Origin of the sequence: Brevundimonas goettingensis (genome assembly GCF_017487405.1) — a bacterium.
Taxonomy (GTDB): Bacteria; Pseudomonadota; Alphaproteobacteria; order Caulobacterales; family Caulobacteraceae; genus Brevundimonas; species Brevundimonas goettingensis.
This window is the reverse complement of record NZ_CP062222.1, coordinates 2017319-2036654: the sequence shown is the minus strand read 5'-3', so window position 1 is coordinate 2036654 and position 19336 is coordinate 2017319. Positions and strand designations below refer to the sequence as shown.

General features: G+C 69.2%; 13 protein-coding genes. 10 read left to right on the top strand and 3 right to left on the bottom strand.

Features of this window, described 5'->3' with window-relative positions; all coding sequences use genetic code 11:
• Window positions 1-5: 5 nt before the first annotated feature.
• The 5 genes from IFJ75_RS10130 to IFJ75_RS10110 all read left to right on the top strand — a co-directional run bounded on the left by IFJ75_RS10130 (window position 6) and on the right by IFJ75_RS10110 (window position 8167).
• On the top strand, window positions 6-1436 hold the full coding sequence (locus IFJ75_RS10130; protein WP_207867840.1) for a formimidoylglutamate deiminase: 1431 nt from the start codon (window positions 6-8) through the stop codon (window positions 1434-1436).
• The gene (gene hutC, locus IFJ75_RS10125) at window positions 1433-2152 is read left to right on the top strand and encodes a histidine utilization repressor (RefSeq protein ID WP_207867838.1); all 720 of its coding nucleotides are present in this window, start codon (window positions 1433-1435) and stop codon (window positions 2150-2152) included. The genes IFJ75_RS10130 and hutC overlap by 4 nt, the downstream gene beginning before the upstream one ends.
• Window positions 2149-3375 carry an imidazolonepropionase gene (gene hutI / locus IFJ75_RS10120; RefSeq protein ID WP_207867836.1) on the top strand — a complete coding sequence of 409 codons (1227 nt, stop codon included), beginning with the start codon at window positions 2149-2151 and terminating at the stop codon, window positions 3373-3375. Before hutC ends, hutI begins: the two co-directional genes overlap by 4 nt.
• A gap of 56 nt (window positions 3376-3431) precedes the next feature.
• Complete coding sequence (locus IFJ75_RS10115; RefSeq protein ID WP_207867834.1) at window positions 3432-6494, top strand: class I SAM-dependent DNA methyltransferase; 3063 nt, start codon at window positions 3432-3434, stop codon at window positions 6492-6494.
• Window positions 6495-6571: 77 nt separating this feature from the next.
• A complete protein-coding gene (locus IFJ75_RS10110) occupies window positions 6572-8167 on the top strand; it encodes a phytoene desaturase family protein (RefSeq protein ID WP_207867832.1) in 1596 nt (531 codons plus the stop codon).
• A gap of 3 nt (window positions 8168-8170) precedes the next feature.
• On the opposite strand, the gene IFJ75_RS10105 is transcribed toward IFJ75_RS10110, so the two are convergent.
• On the bottom strand, window positions 8171-8545 hold the full coding sequence (locus IFJ75_RS10105; RefSeq protein ID WP_207867831.1) for a response regulator: 375 nt from the start codon (window positions 8543-8545) through the stop codon (window positions 8171-8173).
• Window positions 8542-10059: a sensor histidine kinase gene (locus IFJ75_RS10100; RefSeq protein WP_207867830.1), complete on the bottom strand. Its 1518-nt coding sequence runs from the start codon at window positions 10057-10059 to the stop codon at window positions 8542-8544. The genes IFJ75_RS10105 and IFJ75_RS10100 overlap by 4 nt, the downstream gene beginning before the upstream one ends.
• A 135-nt stretch (window positions 10060-10194) precedes the next feature.
• Between IFJ75_RS10100 and IFJ75_RS10095 the strand changes: the two genes are divergently transcribed.
• From IFJ75_RS10095 to IFJ75_RS10085, 3 genes are all read left to right on the top strand, one after another.
• Complete coding sequence (locus IFJ75_RS10095) at window positions 10195-11751, top strand: carboxylesterase/lipase family protein (RefSeq protein ID WP_207867828.1); 1557 nt, start codon at window positions 10195-10197, stop codon at window positions 11749-11751.
• A gap of 552 nt (window positions 11752-12303) precedes the next feature.
• Window positions 12304-12843 carry a hypothetical protein gene (locus IFJ75_RS10090; RefSeq protein WP_207867826.1) on the top strand — a complete coding sequence of 180 codons (540 nt, stop codon included), beginning with the start codon at window positions 12304-12306 and terminating at the stop codon, window positions 12841-12843.
• Window positions 12844-13026: 183 nt separating this feature from the next.
• Window positions 13027-13413 carry an invasion associated locus B family protein gene (locus IFJ75_RS10085; RefSeq protein WP_207867825.1) on the top strand — a complete coding sequence of 129 codons (387 nt, stop codon included), beginning with the start codon at window positions 13027-13029 and terminating at the stop codon, window positions 13411-13413.
• A gap of 174 nt (window positions 13414-13587) precedes the next feature.
• On the opposite strand, the gene IFJ75_RS10080 is transcribed toward IFJ75_RS10085, so the two are convergent.
• A complete protein-coding gene (locus IFJ75_RS10080) occupies window positions 13588-14940 on the bottom strand; it encodes a GH1 family beta-glucosidase (protein WP_207867823.1) in 1353 nt (450 codons plus the stop codon).
• Between the two features lie 256 nt (window positions 14941-15196).
• Between IFJ75_RS10080 and IFJ75_RS10075 the strand changes: the two genes are divergently transcribed.
• Together IFJ75_RS10075 and IFJ75_RS10070 are read left to right on the top strand one after the other, a co-directional pair.
• A complete protein-coding gene (locus IFJ75_RS10075; RefSeq protein WP_207867821.1) occupies window positions 15197-16270 on the top strand; it encodes a LacI family DNA-binding transcriptional regulator in 1074 nt (357 codons plus the stop codon).
• A 1-nt stretch (window position 16271) separates the two neighbouring features.
• A complete protein-coding gene (locus IFJ75_RS10070; RefSeq protein ID WP_225896768.1) occupies window positions 16272-19259 on the top strand; it encodes a TonB-dependent receptor in 2988 nt (995 codons plus the stop codon).
• The last annotated feature ends 77 nt before the right edge of the window (window positions 19260-19336 follow it).

Sequence of the window (19336 nt, the reverse complement as noted above, 5' to 3'; positions counted from 1 at the left end):
ACATAATGTTCGAGTCTGATCGGGATTGTCCAGTGCCGCAAACGTCGCGTGGGGGTCGCAGCCTGTGGTTCGAACAGGCTTTGCTGGGGGAAGCCTGGGCGTCCGACGTCCGGATCACCGTCGCGGACGGTCTGATCGCGACCATCGAGACCGCCGTCGCCCGGACCGCGACGGATCAGGGCGGCGGGGTCGCAATCCCAGGCGTCGCCAACGTCCACAGCCACGCCTTCCAGCGCGCCATGGCCGGCCTGACCGAGGGGCGGGGTCCCGAAGGTGGCGAGGATGACGACTTCTGGAGCTGGCGCCAGCTCATGTACCGCTTCCTCGACCGGGGCGGGCCGGAGGAGATCGAGGCCATCACCGCCCTGGCCTTCGCCGAAATGCTGGAGGGCGGCTTCACCCGCGTCGCCGAGTTCCACTATCTGCACAACGCCCCGGTCGGCCGGCCCTATGCCGATCCGGCCGAGCTGACGGGCCGGATCGTGGCGGCGGCGGAGGCGACGGGCGTCGGCCTGACCCTTCTGCCGGTCTTCTACGCCCATTCGCAGTTCGGCGGGGCCGAGCCCAACCATGGCCAGCGGCGGTTCATCACTGATGTGGACCAGTTCGCCGATCTGGTCGCGCGCGGCCGGACCCTGACGGCGGCCCTGCCCGACGCCGTCGTCGGCGTCGCCCCGCACAGCCTGCGCGCCGTGTCGCCGGAGGAACTGGCGGCCATGCCGGGCCTCGCCGGAGACGGGCCCATCCATATCCACGTCGCCGAACAGACGAAGGAGGTCGACGACTGCCTCGCCTGGTCGGGCGCCCGACCCGTCGAATGGTTGCTGGCCAACGCCCCGGTCGATCCGCGCTGGTGCCTGATACACGCCACTCACGTCACCCCGGCCGAATGGGGCGAGGTCGCCGCGCGCGGCGCCGTTGTCGGCCTGTGCCCGGTCACCGAGGCCAACCTCGGCGACGGCGTCTTCCCGGCCTCGGCCTATGTCCAGCAGGGCGGCCGGTTCGGCATCGGCACCGACTCCAACGTCCGCATCGGCTTGGCCGGCGAGCTGCGCATGCTGGAGTACAGCCAGCGCCTGTCGCTCAGGAAGCGCGCCGTCATGGCCGATGGGGCTCGCACCACCGGCCGCGCCCTGTTCGACCGCGCCCTGTCCGGCGGGGCGCAGGCCACCGGCGCCCAAAACGGACTCGGGGGCGGCCTCGCGGTCGGTCAGGCGGCTGACATCGTCGGCCTCGACACGCGCGGCATCGCTTTCGAAGGCCGCTCGGGCGACGCCATCCTCGACAGCTGGATCTTTGCGGCGGACCGCAACGCCATCCGCTCCGTCTGGCGGCGTGGCGAACAGGTGGTGGTCGAGGGCCGGCATGTCGCGCGCGACGCCATCGAATCCCGCTACCGCAAGGCGCTGAAGACCGTTCTTGGACAGGATGCATGAGCGAACCCGCCACCCTGCACCGCCGCATCTATGCCGAGCTGGAGGGCCGCATCCTGTCCGGCGACTGGGCGCCCGGCTCGCGCATACCGTTCGAGCATGAGCTGACGGCCCAGTACGGCTGTTCGCGCATGACGGTGAACAAGGCCATCTCCGAACTGGCCGGGCGGGGACTGGTCACGCGCCGCCGCCGGGCGGGCACCTTTGTCGCCCAGCCGCGCGCCCACGCCGCCATCCTGGCCATTCCCGACCTGGGCGCCGAGATCGCCGAGCGTGGTCAGATCTACGGCTTCCGCCTGCTGGACCGCCTCGAGCGCGAGCCGCGCAATCGCGAGGAGCGGGATCTGGCCGCCGGCGGGGTGCTGCTGGAGCTGGCGGGTCTGCATCTGGCCGACGACGCCCCCTTCGCCCTGGAGCGCCGCCTGATCGCCTTGGCCGCGGCGCCCGAGGCGGCGACGGCCGACTTCTCCATCATGCCGCCGGGCGCCTGGCTGCTGGACTCGGCGCCCTGGACCGAGGCCGAGCATCGCATCTCCGCCATCGGGGCCGCGGGCGGCGATGCAAGGCTGCTGGGCCTCAAGCCCGGAACCGCCTGCCTCTGCGTGGATCGCCGCACCTGGCGGGACGGGCAGGGGGTGACCCAGGTCCGCCAGACCTTCCCCGGCGACCGCTACGACCTCGTCGCCCGCTTCTCGCCCGCGCGCGGAGATCGCCCGTGAAGGCCGACCTCAAGATCACCGACTGCCACGTCGCCACCATGGTGGAAGGCGGCGTCCCCTATGGCGCGATCGAGGATGCGGCCATCCTGATCCGCGACGGCGCCATTGTCTGGGTCGGCCCCCGCGCCGACCTGCCCGCGCATGAGGCGGCGGAGACCCACGCTCTCGACGGCCGCTGGGTCACCCCCGGCCTGATCGACTGCCACACCCACCTCGTCTTCGGCGGCGACCGCTCCGGCGAGTTCGAACAGCGTCTGGAGGGCGCGACCTATGAGGAGATCGCCCGCGCCGGCGGCGGCATCGTCTCCTCGGTCCGGGCCACGCGCGAAGCCTCGGAGGACGATCTCTACGCCTCGGCCCTCAGCCGTCTCGAAGGCCTGACGGCGACGGGCGTCACCACCGTCGAGATCAAGTCCGGCTATGGCCTCGACCGCGACAGCGAGCGGAAGATGCTGCGCGTCGCTCGGCGCATCGGCCGCGAGGCCGGGGTTCGAGTCCGCACCAGCTATCTCGGCCTGCACGCCGTCCCGCCCGAGTTCCGGGGCTCGGACGAGGCCCGCGCCGCCTATGTCGACCTAGCCATCGACGACATCCTGCCCGCGGCCCACGTCGAGGGGCTGGTCGACGCCGTCGACGCCTATTGCGAGCCCATCGCCTTCTCCGGGGAGGAGGTGTCGCGCCTGTTCGACAGGGCGAAGGCGCTCGGCCTGCCGGTCAAGCTGCACGCCGACCAGCTGTCGGACGGCGGCGGCGCGGCCCTGGCGGCGCGTCACCACGCCTTGTCCGCCGACCATATCGAACACGCCACCGAGGCCGGGATCGAAGCCATGGGCCAGGCAGGAGTGGTCGCCGTCCTTCTGCCCGGCGCCTATCTGATGCTGCGCGAGACCACCCCGCCGCCGATCGCCCTGCTGAGGAAGCACGGCGTCGCCATGGCCGTGGCCACCGACTGCAACCCCGGCACCTCGCCCGTCGCCTCCATGACGGCCGCCATCACCCTGGCCTGCGTCCAGTTCCGGCTGACCCCGGAAGAGGCCCTGGCCGGCGCCACGCGTCATGCGGCCCGGGCGCTCGGCCTGTCCGACCAGATCGGGACCCTCGCGCCCGGCAAACGTGCGGACCTCGCCGTCTGGGACATCACCCGGCCGGCCGAACTGGCCTACTGGCTGGGCAAGCCCTTGCTTTCACGACGGTATCGCGACGGGTTAAGGTTAACAACTTAAGAGTGTAAAGATCTTGTGAATTAATCTAAGGTTGGTCCCGAGTTGGGGGCTCAACCATGGATCTGGATACCTTCATCGACACCTGGACGCGCGCCACGGTCAGCGAGCTGTCGGGCGGTCAGACCTTCATCATCCAGCTCTGCCGGGTCCTCGGCGTGCCCGCGCCGAACGACCAGATCGTGGGCGACCCGGACTATGCCTTCGAACGCTACCTCCGCTTCCGCGGCGAGGGACCGTCGCAGCGCCGCATGCGGGCGGACTGCTACCGCAGGGGCGCCTTCGTGCTCGAGACCAAGGCCTCGGCCTCCTCGTCTGGCCAGCTAGAGCGCGACATGGAGAGAGGGCTGAGGCAGGCCGAGTTTTATGCGGACCGGCTGGAGCGCCGGCCGCCCTTCCTGGTGATCGTCAACGTCGGCCGCTCGATCGAGCTGTGGTCCAGCTTCGGCCCGGACGGCGGCCCCTATGCGCCCTTCCCGGACGCCGAGAGCCACCGGATCGCGCTGGAGGACCTGCGGCGGCCCGAGATACGGGACCGGCTGGTCCGCGTCTGGATGGACCCGCACTCGCTGGATCCGACGCTTCAGGTGCGCAAGGTCACGGCCGTGGTGGGGCGGGCCCTGGCGGGGCTGATCCCGATCATCGGCTCGCGCCTGGCCGCCGACATCGCCGCCGCGTCGGGCGCCAGCGAGATCGACCCCGTCCACCGTCAGGCCTGCCAGTCCAAGGCCGCCAACTTCCTGACCCAGTGCATCCTGGCCATGTTCGCGGACAGCACCGGGCGGTTCGAGAACCACGCCTTCCTGCGGCTGCTGGAACGCTATCGCCGGACGCCCGAGGAGTTCCATCGGGCCGCCGCCCAGCTGTTCCGCGAGATGCGGCGCGGCGGCTTCAGCGTCATCCTCGGCCAGGCCATCCCGAGGTTCGACAGCGAGGTGCTGGACGCGGTGGCGCCCATCGCCCTGACCCCGGCTGACCTCGACCAGCTGATCGCGGCGGCGCGGCAGGACTGGCGGGACGTGGAGCCGGCGGTGTTCGGCTCCCTGCTGGAACGGGCCTTCACGACGGGCGAGCGGGCGGCGGGCGGGGTCCACTACACCGACGTCGCGACCATCGAGGCGGTGGTCACCCCGACCATTATGGAGGTGCTGCGCGCCGAATGGGCCGAGGTCCGGGCCGGGGCCGCGCGCCGGGCGGGGCAGGGCCGCACCGACCTGGCGCGCCAGATCCTGTGTCGCTTCCACCACCGCCTCTGCACCGTCAGGGTGCTGGACCCGGCCTGCGGCTCGGGCAACTTCCTGTATGTGGCCATGCGGATGATGCGGGTCCTGGAGGCCGAGGTCTTCGTCGCCCTGGAGGACCTGACCGACAACCAGGGACGGGCCGGAATCGGCCAGCGTCGGGTCTCGCGCCGTCGGTTCATGGGGCTGGACATCGATCCGCGGGCGGTCTGGATCGCCCGTCTGGTCATGACCATCGCCGACCTTCAGTCCGAGGCCCGGCGACGGGTCGAAACCGCCGCGACCCGGATCTCGGTCGTGCGCGCCAGCCATGGGGCCATCGTTCAGAGGGACGCCCTGCTGGCGCCGGGGCGATCCCCCGCCGGCCTCTATCGACGCGGGTCGACGCCTCGACAGTCCGACTGGCCGGACGCCGAGTTCATCATAGGCAATCCGCCCTATCTCGGCGCCGCCCAGGCCCGCCGCCAGCTGGGCGACGCCTATGTCGATGACCTCTGGGCCGTGCGGCAGGGCCGGTTCCGACAGGCCGATCTGGTCATGTGCTGGTGGGATCGGGCGGCCCGCATCCTGGCCCGACCGAAGTCGCGCCTGCGCCGGTTCGGCTTCGTGACCACCAACTCCATCGCCCAGCAGGGCTCGCGTGCGGTGCTGGCCGGCCATCTGGAGGGGGAGGGGGCGATCCATCTGGTCTATGCCGTCACCGACTATCCCTGGAGCGGCGGCTCGGCGGCCTCGGTGCGGGTGGCGATCACGGTGGCGGAGAAGACCCGGTCGGACCGGGCCGGGCGTCTCGGCCGGATCGTCGCCGAGCGGCGCGGCCCCGACGGCGCCTCCCTGCTGTCGCTCGACGAGACCCGGGGCGTGATCGGCTCCAACCTCCAGATCAGCCCCGACCAGACCCCGGTCCAGCCCCTGAAGGCCAACGCTCTTCTGGCCTCGCGCGGGGTCCAGCTGATGGGCGCCGGCTTCCTCGTCTCGCCGGAGCGGGCGGCCCAGCTGGCGGCCCTGTCGGAGCGGAGCGAGACGGCCCCGACCCGGCCCTATCTGAACGGCCGCGACGCCGCCGAACGGTCACGCAACCTGATGCTGATCGACTTCTCGGGCCTGTCGGAGGCCGAGGCGCGGCGGCGGCATCCGGGCTTCTATGAGCACCTGCTGGAGACCGTGAAGCCCGAGCGGGACCGCAACCGCCGCCAGACCTATCGCGACCGCTGGTGGATGCCGGGCGAGCCGCGGCAGGCCCTGCGCGCGGCTCTGGCGGGCCTCGGCCGCTTCATCGCTACGGTGGAGGTGGCCAAGCACCGGTGGTTCCACTTCGTCGACGCCGCCTTCGTGCCCGACAACCGGCTGGTCTGCGTCGCCAGTGACGACGCGGCGCTGCTGGGCGTCCTCTCGTCGCGCGCCCACCGGTGCTGGGCCGAGGTCTTCGGTGGGCGGCTGGAGGACCGGCCTGTCTATGTGAAGGGCAGCTGCTTCGACCCCTTCCCCTTCCCGGAGCTGACGGAGGTCCAGAGACGGGCCCTGGCCGAGCTGGCCGAGGACCTCGACCGGACCCGGCAGGAGACGCTGGCGCGCCTGCCGGCCCTGACGATGACCGAGCTCTACAACCTGCTGGCTCGGGTCAGGGCGGGGGAGGCGCTGCCGCCGGACGCCGCCTCGACCTGCACCCAGGCCCGCATCCGCACCCTGGGGCGTCTGCAGCGCCAGATCGACGATCTGGTGGAGGCGGCCTACGGCTGGCCGCCAGGCCTGACCGATGCGGCGGTCGTGGAACGGCTGTCGGCCCTGAACCGGCAGCGCGCCCGCGATGAGGCCGAGGGGGTGGTGCTCTATCTGCGGCCCGGCTGGCAGATGCGGCGGCCGGCCTCGCGCGCCGCCTGAGGCGACCTCCGCCGCTCTCTGGCGGCTTCCCTCCGCCCACGGCGCGCGCTAGGCCTCGGGTCCAACGAGGGCCGCCGATGACCACCAGCACCACCGACGTCGTCATTCTGGGCGGGGGGCATAACGGGCTGGTCTGCGCCTTCTATCTGGCGCGGGCGGGGCTGAAGGTGACGGTGCTGGAGCGCCGGGGCGTGGTCGGCGGGGCGGCCGTGACCGAGACCTTCCACCCCGGTTTCCGCAACTCCACCGCCAGCTACACGGTCAGCCTGCTGAACCCCCGGGTCATCGCCGACATGGAGCTGGCGCGGCACGGCCTGCGAGTGGTGGAGCGCAAGGTCTCCAACTTCCTGCCGCTGGACGACGGTCAGTACCTGCTGGCCGGGGAGGGGCGGACGCAGGGCGAGGTGGCGAGGTTCTCGGCGCGGGACGCGGAGCGCCTGCCCGAGTACGAGCGGCGGCTGGAGGTCGTGGCGGCGGTGCTGCGCGACTGGATCCTGAAGGCGCCGCCGAACATGACCCCAGACACTGGAGTGGCCGGCTGGATGGCGGCCCTGCCGGAGCTGGCCAGTGCGGCGGGCCTCGGGCGGCAGGCGGCGGGGCTGGACGTCCAGGGGCGGCGCGACCTGCTGGACCTGTTCGCCAAGTCGGCCGGCGACTGGCTGGACGGCTGGTTCGAGAGCGACCCGATCAAGGCCCTGTTCGGCTTCGACAGTATCGTCGGCAACTACGCCAGCCCCTATACGCCGGGCTCGGCCTATGTCCTGCTGCACCACGTCTTCGGCGAGGTGAACGGCAGGAAGGGGGTCTGGGGCCACGCCCTCGGCGGCATGGGGGCGATCACCCAGGCCATGGCCGCCGCCTGCGCCGAACAGGGCGTCGAGGTGCGGCTGGAGGCCCCCGTCGCCGAGGTCCTGACCGACAAGGGCCGGGCCGTGGGCGCGGTGACCGAGGCCGGAGACGTGGTGCGCGGCCGGGCCGTCGTGTCCAACCTGCACCCCCGGCTGCTGTTCGACCGGCTGGTCGATCCGGCAGTGGTCCCGGCCGACTTCAGCGAGCGGATGCGGAGCTATGCCTCGGGCTCGGGCACGTTCCGGATGAACGTGGCGCTGGACCGGTTGCCGTCCTTCGCGAGCTTGCCGGGGGAAGGCGACCACCTGACCGCCGGGATCATCATGGCCCCCAGCCTGGCCTATATGGACCGGGCCCATGCCGAGGCGCGGCTGCACGGCTGGTCGCAGAACCCCATCATCGAGATGCTGATCCCCTCGACCCTGGACGACAGCCTGGCCCCGCCGGGGCAGCACGTCGCCAGCCTGTTCTGCCAGCACGTCTCGCCGGACCTGGCGGATGAGCATCGCGAGACGGTGGCGGACCTGATGATCGAGACGGTCGACCGGCACGCCCCGGGCTTCAAGGCCTCGGTGGTCGGGCGGCTTGCGCTGGGGCCGCGCGATCTGGAGCGGCGCTTCGGCCTGGTGGGCGGGGACATCTTCCACGGGCGGCTGACGCTGGACCAGCTGTTCAGCGCCCGGCCGGTGCTAGGTCATGCCGACCACCGGATGCCCGTCCCGGGCCTCTACCTCTGCGGCTCGGGCGCCCATCCCGGCGGCGGGGTGACGGGCGCGCCGGGGCACAACGCCGCGAAGGCGGTGCTGAAGGACCTCAGGCGCTAGGTCTCAGGCGCTGACCCCGAGCACCTTCATCAGGGCCTGCTGCACGGCGTCCTCGGTGAAGGGCTTCTGGATGGTGGGATGGCCGCGCCATTCCTCGGGCAGGCCGCCCTCGCCATAGCCGGTCGAGAAGACGAAGGGCACGCCCCGTTCCTTCAGGGCGGCGGCGACGGGGAAGACCTCCTTGCCCGCCACATTGACGTCCAGCAGGGCGCCGTCGAAGGGTGCGCCGTCGCTGACGACCGACAGGGCCTCGTCGATGGTCGAGACGGGGCCGAGGGTGGCGCAACCCATGTCTTCGAGGATGGTCTCCAGCAGCATGGCCACCAGGGACTCGTCCTCGACCACCAGGATGGTCCGGCCTTCCAGTGCTTGGGTCATTGATCGTTTCCTCTGTCGAGCGGAAGGGTGATGGCCGCGCGCAAGCCATCGGCGGCGTAGGTGAGTTCGGCCTCGCCGCCAAGGTCGTGGCGGACGTTGCGTTCGATGAGGCGGCTGCCGAAGCCGCGGCGGGTCGGGGCGGTGACGGGCGGACCATCGAGCTCGCGCCATTCGATGGTCAGGCGGCGGTCGGCCTGGTTGGCCACGGACCAATCGACGAACACCCGGCCGTCGGCATTGGACAGGGCGCCGTACTTGGCGGCGTTGGTCGCCAGCTCGTGGAAGATCATGCCCAGAGACAGGGCCGCGGCGGGGCCGAGGGCCACCGGGGGGCCGTTGACCACCAGTCGGTTGGCGTCGTGGGCCTCGGTCTCGTGCCGCAGGATCTCGGCGAGGTCGGCGCCCTCCCAATGGCTGCGGGTCAGGAGGTCGTGGGTGTGCGACAGGGCCATCAGCCGGGACTGGAAGCTCTCGGCGAACGTCCTCGGATCGTCGTGGGACCGGGCCGTCTGCATGGCGATGGACTGGACCGTGGCCAGGGTGTTCTTCACCCGGTGGTTCAGCTCGTCGATCATCAGCTTCTGGCGCTGGGCGGCCACGACACTGTCGGTGACCTCATGGCCCTGGACGAAGATGCCCGTGATCCGGCTGTCGCCGTCGCGGATCGGCTGGTAGATGAAGTTCAGCCAGACGGTCGTCACCGGGCCGCCGGGCGTGTGCTGGAGCTGGACCTGGCTCTCCTTGCCCTCGAACGGCTCGCCCGTTGCGTAGACGTCGTCCAGCAGCTCGAAATAGCCCTGACCCTGGAGCTCGGGCAGGGCGACGCGGATGTCGAGGCCGGTCACGGGGCGGTGGCCCACCAGCTGGGCATAGGCCGGGTTGACCATCTCGAAGACGTGGTCGGGGCCGTTCAGGACGGCGACGAAGCCCGGGGCCTGCATGAACATGTCGATCAGGCGGCCGCGCTCGACCTCCAGCCGTTGGTTGTCCTCCTGCACCCGCTGGGCCCGGGCCATGACGCCGCCGCCGACGATGGCGTCCAGCGCGCTCTCGGATCCGCCGCCCTCGCGCGCCTGCCGCCGCAACAGCTGGAGCTCGGTGATGTCGGTGGTGTGCTGAAGGATGAAGCGCAGCTTGCCGTCGGCGTCCACGATCGGGCTGTGGGTGGCGCTCCAGTAGCGGTCGACATAGTGGGAGCCGCCCTGGCCGTCTGGCAAGGGTATGGCGTAGTGGAGCACCGGCAGGTGGTCGGCCTCTCCCGTCGCCAGCACCTTCTGGAACGAGCCCAGCAGCCGTTTGGCGTTGTGGTCGTCGCCGCCGCCGTCGAAGGCCTCCATGACGTAGCGGCCGATCAGGGCCTCGCGGGTCTGCTGGGTGACCTGGAGGTAGGCGCGGTTCATCCCGGCGTAGCGCAACTCGGGCGTCAGCAGCATATAGGGGTTCGGCGAGGCGTCGAACGCCGCCGCGAGGTCGGCGCCCAGGTCGCCGGACTTAGCCAGTTCTTTCAACGCCATCCCCACTATGCGCGCGTCTAAACGCACAGCTTGGCGTTCGGTTCAATGGTCTGTCGCCGATACGGCGCCAAACGGTCACGAGACCGTCAGCCGGGCGGGGTTGGGCGATGCGGCCCGGGTCGCTAGGGTGGGGTCATGCCTCTGACAGCCCTCCTCGGCGCCGCCCTTCTGATGACCACACCGATGCAGGACCCGCCGCCCCCCGCTTCGCCCACCGTGACCATCGGCAGGGGCGCGCTGATCGGGCGCGAGAGCGGCGGGGTCGAGAGCTTCAAGGGGGTGCCCTATGCCCAGCCGCCGATCGGGCCGCTGCGCTGGCGGCCGCCGGTCCCCGCCGCGCCTCTGACCGGGCCGCGCGACGCGGGTCAGGTGGGGGCCATCTGCATCCAGCCGCCGGCCAATGGCGACAACGGCGTCGGACCCTTGCCGATGAGCGAGGACTGCCTGACCCTGAACGTCTGGACCCCGAAGGAGAGGGACCATCCGCTGCCGGTCATGGTCTGGATCCACGGCGGGGGCTACATCAACGGCTCGGGCACGGCGGCCCTGTACGACGGGACCAGCCTGGCCCGCCGGGGCGTGGTGGTGGTGACCCTGAATTACCGTCTGGGGCGGCTGGGCTTCTTCGATCACCCGGCCCTGGCGGCCGAACGACCCGCCGGGGAGCCGGCCGGCAACTACGCCGTCATGGACATGATCCTGGCGCTGCAGTGGGTGCGGGACCATGTCGCGGCCTTCGGCGGCGACCCGGAGCAGGTGACGATCTTCGGCGAGTCAGCCGGGGGCGTGGCGGTGACCCAGCTGATGGTCGCCGAGCAGGCTAGAGGACTGTTTTCAAAGGTGATTGTCGAGTCCGGCCTGGGCCGCCAGCAAGGGGTGGCGCTCGAGGATGTGGCGGACGCCGAAGCCAGCGGCCAGACGCCGCGCTCGACCCGGGCGCGGGGCGCGGCCTGGGCGGAAGCGGCGGGGGTGGAGCCGACCGCCGAGGCCCTGCGCGCCGTGCCCGCCGAGCGGCTGCTGCAGCCCGCGCCGAGCTTCTACGGCGGCGACCTGATCCTCAACGACGGCGTGGTCATCAAGGAGGATGTCGAGACCGCCTTCGCCGCCGGGCGGGAGGCGCCCGTGCCCCTGATCATCGGCACCAACTCGGCCGAGTTCTGGTGGATGAAACCGTCGGACCTGACCCCCTATGGCGAGATCGACGACGCCCTGACGCCGGAGGAGAAGGCCGCCTTCCTGACCGGCTACGGCGGGCAGGAGGGCTATGACGCCCACGTCCTGAGCGACCTGGTGTTCAATGAGCCGGCCCGGCATCTGGCCCGGCTGCATGCGAAGAACGGCCATCCGACCTTCCTCTACCGCTTCGACGTGGTCTCGGCGGCGATGAACGAGCCGCACGCGGGGGCGACCCACGCCTCGGAGCGTCAGTACGTCTTCGACACCCTGAGCGCCTCGCCCTGGGCGACCGACGAGCGCGACCAGCGCGCGGCGGACCTGATGAGCGGCTATTGGCTGCAGTTCGCGCGCGAGGGCGACCCGAACGGCGAGGGCCGTCTGCGCTGGCCCGACCTGAGGCCGGAGCCCGACCTGTTGCTGGAGTTCACCAACGACGGGCCGGTGATCAGGCCGGTGCCCGAGGCCGGTCGGCTGGACCTGATCGAACAGCTGTACGGACGGCGCAAGGCGCGGTGATCGGGAGCGGTTTTGCACGCAAAAAAAGCGGGTGCAAAAGGTGCAATTTTGAAGGCGTAAGGTGAGGTTTGTCTCCTTGTGCATTGAAATTGCAGTATCGTTATTGCGGTAAGGATTTGCACTTGACGTGCAATGGGAGTGCAAGGGCGCAGTGTGTTGTGCCGGTGATTTCAAAGACCAGAGGGGGACTTTAGCACCTGTAGGTGGGGTGCTTAGCCGAAAGGGCGCGGTTGCCGGAAAGTGTCGGGATTTCAAGGGGCGGGTGGTCGAATGACTGCGAGGCCCCTCTCCGGGAGGGAGAGGGAGGGGCCCGCGAACGCAGTGAGTGGGAGGGTGAGGGGTTATGCCCGCACCGGTGGGCGACTGAACCCCTCACCCTTTCGGCTGCCGGATCGCCTGCGGCTCTCCGAGCCTCAAGCCCTCTCCCTCTGGGAGGGGGTGATCTTCTCTGCACAGCTTCTGCACGGAAAGGCCTCCGGTCGTCCTCGTGACGGGCGGCTGGAACGGGCGCATCCGTGAACCCGTGATATCCGCCGGAGAGGGAGACGGGCGATGACGCGGCTGATCGAGAGCGGGATGTGGCGCATCCCGATGTGGGGCGGGGCGGTGACGGTGCTGTTGCTGCCGCTGATCTTCCACGCGCCCTGGACCGGGTTCGACTATCTGGTCGCCGGCGGGATGCTGGCGGTGGCGGGCGCGCTGGTCGAACTGGCCATGCGGGCGCCGGGCGGGCTGGCGTACAAGGGCGGCGCCCTGATCGCGGTGGCGGCCAGCGTCCTGCTGCTGTGGGTCTGCGGGGCGGTGGGCTTCCTCGGCGATGAAGGCAATCCCGCCAACCTGCTGTTCCTCGGCGTCATCGGCGCGGCGGTCGTGGGCGCGGTGCTGGGGCGGTTCACACCGATGGGCATGGCGCGGGCCATGTTCGCGGCGGCGGCGCTGCAGATGCTGATCGGCGCGGTCGCACTCCCTCTGGGCTGGGCCTCGCCGGGCGGCGCGGGCCTTTACGAGGTCGCCCTCGGCACGACTGTGTTCACCGTGCTGTGGTTGATCGCCTTCGGCCTGTTCCGGATGGCGGCGGAGGCCGGGCGTTGAGCCGGGCCAGGCCGGGGTGGCGTCTGATCGCCGTGATCGCGGCCGTGATCGTCTTCGTCGTGATCGCGCTGAGGTTTGCCTTGAGAATCCTGTGGGGCTGATCCGGTCAGGCTGAGGAGGAAGCCGACTTGACATCGGCGGTCGGCGGAAGCCTGCTCTCACCGGAACTCGGGGGAGACGACCATGATCCAGCGCACAGCCTTGCTGGCCGTAGCCGCCCTGACGGGCGCCGCGACCCCGGCTCTGGCCCAGACGGCGCCGGCGCCGACGGAACAGGCCGTGTCGTCACAGGTGATCGCCCCGGACTGGGTGCGGAGGCCGCGGCTGGAGTTTCCGCAAGGCGCGCTACAGAGCGGCGTCTGGGCCGGGGATGTGGTCCTGCGCTGCCGCGTGGGGCCGGAGCGGCGGCTTGAGGCCTGCGAGACAGTGTCCGAGCGTCCGGCCGGGGTCGGCTTCGGCGCGGCGGCCATGATGGGGCTGGAGGAGGGCGTCATCTCCGAGGGCTGGCTGAAGACCCATCAGGTCGGGGAGACGGGGTTGCTGTCGGTGAAGTTCCGGATGGCGCAATAGGCCCGGGGGCTCAGCCCGGATCCGTCATCCTCGGGCTTGTCCCGAGGACCCAGCGATCAGCAAATCGGACGGCGGAGATCAAACGCTGACGCATCTCCGCATACGATCCCTTTCCGGACATCGGAGACATGGGTCCTCGGGACGAGCCCGAGGATGACGGTGTTTTGGGGCTGCCTAACCCAACACCCCGCCGTTGGTCCGGATCACCTCGGCGTACAGCAGCCCCGAGTCCTTGATGGTCCGTTCCTGGGTCGCGTAGTTGACGTGGGTGATGCCGAAGCGTTTGGCGTAGCCCAGAGACCATTCGAGGTTGTCGAGCAGGGACCAGGCCATATAGCCGCGCACGTCGACGCCCTTTGAAATGGCGTCGTGCAGGGCCTTGAGGTGGTTCCGGAGGTAGTCGACGCGCATCGGGTCGTGGATGCGGCCGTCGATGGCGTGGGGCGGGTCGTACCAGGCCGAGCCGTTCTCGGTGACCATCAGGGGCAGTTTCCCGCCGGTCTGTTCGTGGAGCCACACCAGGGTGTCGGTGAAGGCGGGGGGATAGACCTCCCAGCCGGTCTCGGTGTGGGCGTGCTGGACCTGTTTGACCGGCCGGGCGCGGACGGGCCAGGCGTCGGGAGCATTCTCGGGCACGGCGCGGGTGTACCAGTTGAGCCCCATCCAGTCGGTCGGTTCGGCGATCAGGTCGAAGTCTTCGGACGGGAAGTCCCGCATGGCGTCGCCGTAGACGTCTTTCAGCTCCTCCGGATAGCCGCGGCCCATCAGGGGATCGAGGAACCAGCGGTTCATCTGGGCCTCGGCGCGGCGGCGGGCGGCCTCGTCCTCGGGCCGGTCGGAAGCCGGGTATTTGGGCTCGATATTGAGGACGATGCCGATGTCGTGCTTGCCGACCTGGCGATAGCGACGAACGGCCGCACCGTGGGCGCGCAGGACGTTATGGCCGGCGATGACCGCCTCATAGGCCGAGCGATGGCCGGGGGCGAGGACGCCGTGCAGATAGCCGCCGTCGACGATGACCCAAGGCTCGTTGATGGTGCCCCAGGTCTTCACCCGGCCGTCGAATTTCTCGAACAGGACCTGACCGTAGTCGGCGAACCAGTCGGCGATATCGGGGTTCAGCCAGCCGCCGCGATCGTCGAGCGCGGCGGGCAAATCCCAATGATAAAGGGTACATAGGGGGGTGATGCCCTTCTCCAGCAGGCCGTCGACCAGGCGGTCGTAGAAGTCGAGGCCCGCCGGGTTAATCCGGCCGCGCCCCTCGGGCATGACCCGGCTCCAGGAAACGGAGAATCGGTAGGCCTGGAGGTTCAGCCGGGTCATCAGATCGATGTCGGAGCGCCAGCGGTTGTAGTGGTCGCAGGCTGTGTCGCCGGTGTCGCCATTGGCCATCATTCCCGGCGTATGGACGAAACGGTCCCAGATGGATTCCCCCGCGCCGTCGGCCATGGAAGAGCCCTCAATCTGATAGGCGGCGGTCGCCGCGCCCCACAGAAAATCGTCTGGAAACAGGTATTTGGAGGTCATCAGGGGAGGGGCCTGCAAAGCTGGGGAACAGGGGGGTGAACGGTACGGAACCGAACCTTGCTGCACCGCATTACTGCGGCGGTTGGGGTTGTGACCAAACTACGGCCCTTGCGGGGCCGCCGGTGAATGTGCCATGTAACCGCTTACATCGTTCATGTCGACGGACCTTCGATAAGAAGGCCGGCACGATCAGGGTGACAGGGAAAACGCAGTTGGGATCATCGGGCGGCCAGCCTTCAGCGTACGGACTCGCGGCGTGAAGCCGGCGACGATCCGTGACGTGGCGCGCCACGCGGACGTGTCCGTGGCCTCGGTTTCGCGCGTCCTGAACGGCGTCGGCGTGGTCAATGAGCCGACCCGCCAGCGCGTCCTGCAGGCCGTCGACCTCCTGAAATACGTGCCTCATTCCGGCGCCCGCAGCCTGTCGACCAGCCGTACCGACACGGTCGGGGTGATCCTGCCGGACCTGTTCGGGGAGTTCTTCTCGGAGCTGATCCGCGGCATGGATGTGGCGGCGCGGGCCCATGGCCTGCACCTGATCGTTTCCAGCTCGCACGACGACGCGGACGAGGCCTCGGCGGCGATCCGCTCGATGCGTGGCCGGGTCGACGGACTGGTCGTTCTGTCGCCCTATCTGAACGCCGCCAGCCTGACCGCCAGCCTGGCCGGACGGACGCCAGTGCTGCTGATGAACGGCGGGGCGATGGATGCGGCCCGGCCCTCGATCGTCATCGACAACCGCGCCGGGGCCATGACGGCGGTGGAACATCTGCTGGGCCTGGGCCGTCGCCGGATCGCCCATATCTCGGGCCCCTCGGGCAACCTGGAGGCCGAGGCGCGGCTGGCCGGCTACGCCGAGGCCCTGGCCGGGTCGGGCGTGGTCGCCCAGGTGTTGGACGGGGACTTCACCCAAGGGTCCGGCCATCGCGCCGTGACGCGGATGCTGGCCTCGGGCGAGCGGCCCGACGCCATCTTCGCCGCCAACGACATGATGGCCGTGGGCGCTCTGCTGGCCCTGCAGGAGGCGGGCGTCCGCTGTCCGGAGGAGGTCGCCGTGGTCGGGTTCGACGACGTGCCGATCGCCGAGCTGGTCAGGCCCGCCCTGACTACCCTGCGCATCGACATCGCAGGCCTGGGCAAGCACGCCGTGGAGCGGCTGGTCGGGCTGATCCAGGCGCCGGACAGCGAAGAAGCCAACAACGAAATCCTCCGCCCGACCCTCGTCGTGCGCGGATCCAGCACGGCCGATGCATCGGCCCATTCATCCCCGGCGGAGGCAAAACCCACCGCGCCGGGCGAAATTCTCATGGGGGAAATCCAGGATGTCTAGGATGAACACTCGCACCCGTATCGTCATGGGGGCTTCGGCCCTGGCCATGGCGGCCCTGCTGGCCACGGCCGGCGCGGCCAACGCCCAGGCGACCAACTCCACCCTGCGCGGCGTGGTCACGGAAGGCGCCACGCCCGAGCCGGGCGGCACGATCACCGCGACCGACGTGGCCACCGGCTTCGTCTCGCGCGCGCGCATCTCGGACCAGGGCGCCTATGTCATGACCGGCCTGCGCCCGGGCACCTACCGGATCGAGGTGACCAGCGCCGACGGCTCGACCGCCTCGGACACCGTAACCCTGGCCACCGGCCAGGTCGGGACGCTCAACCTCGACGTCGCTCCGGCGACCGTGGCCTCCTCCAGCGACGCCTCGGCGGTGGGCGATATCGTCGTGACGGGCCGCCGCATCTTCGAGGTTCGCACCTCGGAAGTGGCCACCGGCGTCAGCCAGCAGCAGATCAACAACCTGCCGCAGATCAACCGCAACTTCCTGAACTTCGCCGCCCTGGCTCCGGGCGTGCGGGTCACTGAAGGCGACAGCGAGCGCACCATCTCGGCGGGGGGGCAGTCGGCCCAGGCGATCAATGTCTTCGTCGACGGCCAGAACCAGAAGTCGACCATCATTGACGGCGGCGTCGCCGGTCAGGACGACAGCCGCGGCAACCCCTTCCCGCAGGCGGGCGTGCAGGAGTTCCGGGTCATCACCCAGAACTTCAAGGCCGAGTACGAACAGGCCGGTTCGGCCATCATCACCGCCGTGACCCGCTCGGGCGGCAATGAGTTCCACGGCGAGATCTTCGGCACCTACCAGAACCAGGACTGGATCGGTCAGGACGTGTTCGCCCAGCGTCGCGGCGACGACAAGCCCGAGCTGAGCAAGAAGCAGTACGGCTTCGCCCTGGGCGGCCCGATCATCCAGGACCGTCTGAACTTCTTCGTCACCTATGAGCGCAAGGACGAGGAACGCGCCAACTCGGTGTTCCTGAACAACCCGGCCTATACGACCCAGTTCGCCTCCGAGCTGGGCACCTATGCCGCGCCGTTCGAGGAAGACCTGCTGTTCGGCAAGCTGTCCTGGCAGATCAGCGACCGCCAGAAGTTCGAGATCAGCGGCACCTATCGCAGCGAGAACGACATCCGCAGCTTCGGCGGCCAGACCGCCTATTCGCGCGCCGAACAGACCAACACCGATGTGCGCTCGATCAATGCGCGTCACACCTACACCGGCGACCGCTTCCTGAACGAAGCGAGCTACGACTATTTCTCGTACACCTACAACCCGACCGCGCTGAACTTCAGCGACTACGGCCGGACCTATGCGATCTTCCGCGACAACAGCGCCACGACACCGGGCTTCCAGTTCGACATCAACAACCGGGTCGACACGATCTTCTCGGACGGCGGCCGCAGCGACAACCAGTATGTCGAGCAGGAAAGCCACACCTTCAAGGACGAGCTGACCATCCCCGATCTGCAATGGATGGGCATCCATACCCTGAAGATGGGCGTGAAGTACTCGATGCAGAACTACTTCGTGAACAAGCAGTTCGGCCGGAACCCGCAGTTCACCTATGACATCGCAGGCACCAGCGGCCTGGGCGGGACGAACATCCCGGTGGCGGTGCAGCTGGGCGCCTTCGTGCCGCCCGCCGACGTCGACAACAATGTCCTGGGCCTCTACTTCCAGGACGACTGGCAGATCACCGACAAGCTGGAACTGAACCTCGGCATCCGCTGGGACTACGAGGACAATGCGGTCAACAACGACTGGGTCACCCCGGCTAATATCCGCGACACCCTGGCCAAGATCCAGGCGCTGCCCGGTTATGACTTCCCGTCCTACTTCAACCCGAACGACTATATCTCGGACGGTGATCGCGACGCCTTCACCGGCGCCTTCCAGCCGCGCTTCGGCTTCAGCTACGACTGGTTCGGCGACGAGCGCACGGTCGTGTTCGGCGGCGCCGGCCGCTACTACGACCGTCTGGGCTTCAACTTCGCCTTCGACGAGCGCTTCAAGCCGACCCAGTTCAACAAGCAGATCTTCTTCTCCCAGACGGGCGGCGTGGTCAGCGGCGTGAACACTGTGGCCTGGAACCCGTCCTATCTGACTGCGGCGGGTCTGGATCCGCTGCTGGCGGCGACGCCGGGCGCGGGTGAGATCTTCCTGGTCAACAACAACGCCGAGCCGCCGCGGACGGACCAGTTCAACTTCGGCGTCCGCCAGAAGGTCGGCATCTTCCAGACCGCCCTGACCCTGGCCTATTCCAAGACGGTCAATCTGTCGGCCTGGTACATCGCCAACGCCGGCTCGGCGACCGGCGACCGGTTCTCGGGCCCGACCCCGACCTCGGTGGGCCACCCCGAGTTCAACAACCTGATCTTCTTCCAGAACCAGGACAAGGAAGCCGAGTTCAAGGCCCTGTATCTGACGATCGACAAGCCCTTCGACCGCGAATCGAACTGGGGCGTGAACATCGCCTACACCCTGTCCAAGGCGACCCAGAACGGCAGCCGTGACTCGGGCCTGACCGGCTTCGACTTCGACTACAACACCCCGGGCCTGTCGCCGGAATATCCGTCGAACACCGACGAGCGTCACCGTATCGTGGCCTCGGGCACCCTGGGTCTGCCGATGGACTTCCGTCTGTCGGGTATCGTGACCCTGGGCTCGGGCCTGCCGTACAACGTCTTCGATTGCCCCAACGCGACCAATCCGAACATCTGCTGGAACGGCGGGCGTCCGGACAAGCGGGCCTTCCTGCCGGGTCTGAACTTCGCCTTCCGTCAGGTCGATCTGCGCCTGTCCAAGTCGTTCAAGACCTTCGAAGGCCAGAACGTCGAGTTCATGCTGGACGCGATCAACATCTTCGACTTCCACAACTACTCGTCGTTCGACGGGGGCTACAACAGCTCGACCTACGGGCTGCCGAACGCCCAGTTCCTGCCGACGCGAAGCTTCCAGGTGGGCCTGCGCTACACCTTCTGAGTTCTCCCCTGAGACTGTGCCGCTCCCTGTTCGCAGGGGGCGGCTTTTTCTTATTCCGTCCCCCGTTCGTGCCTGAT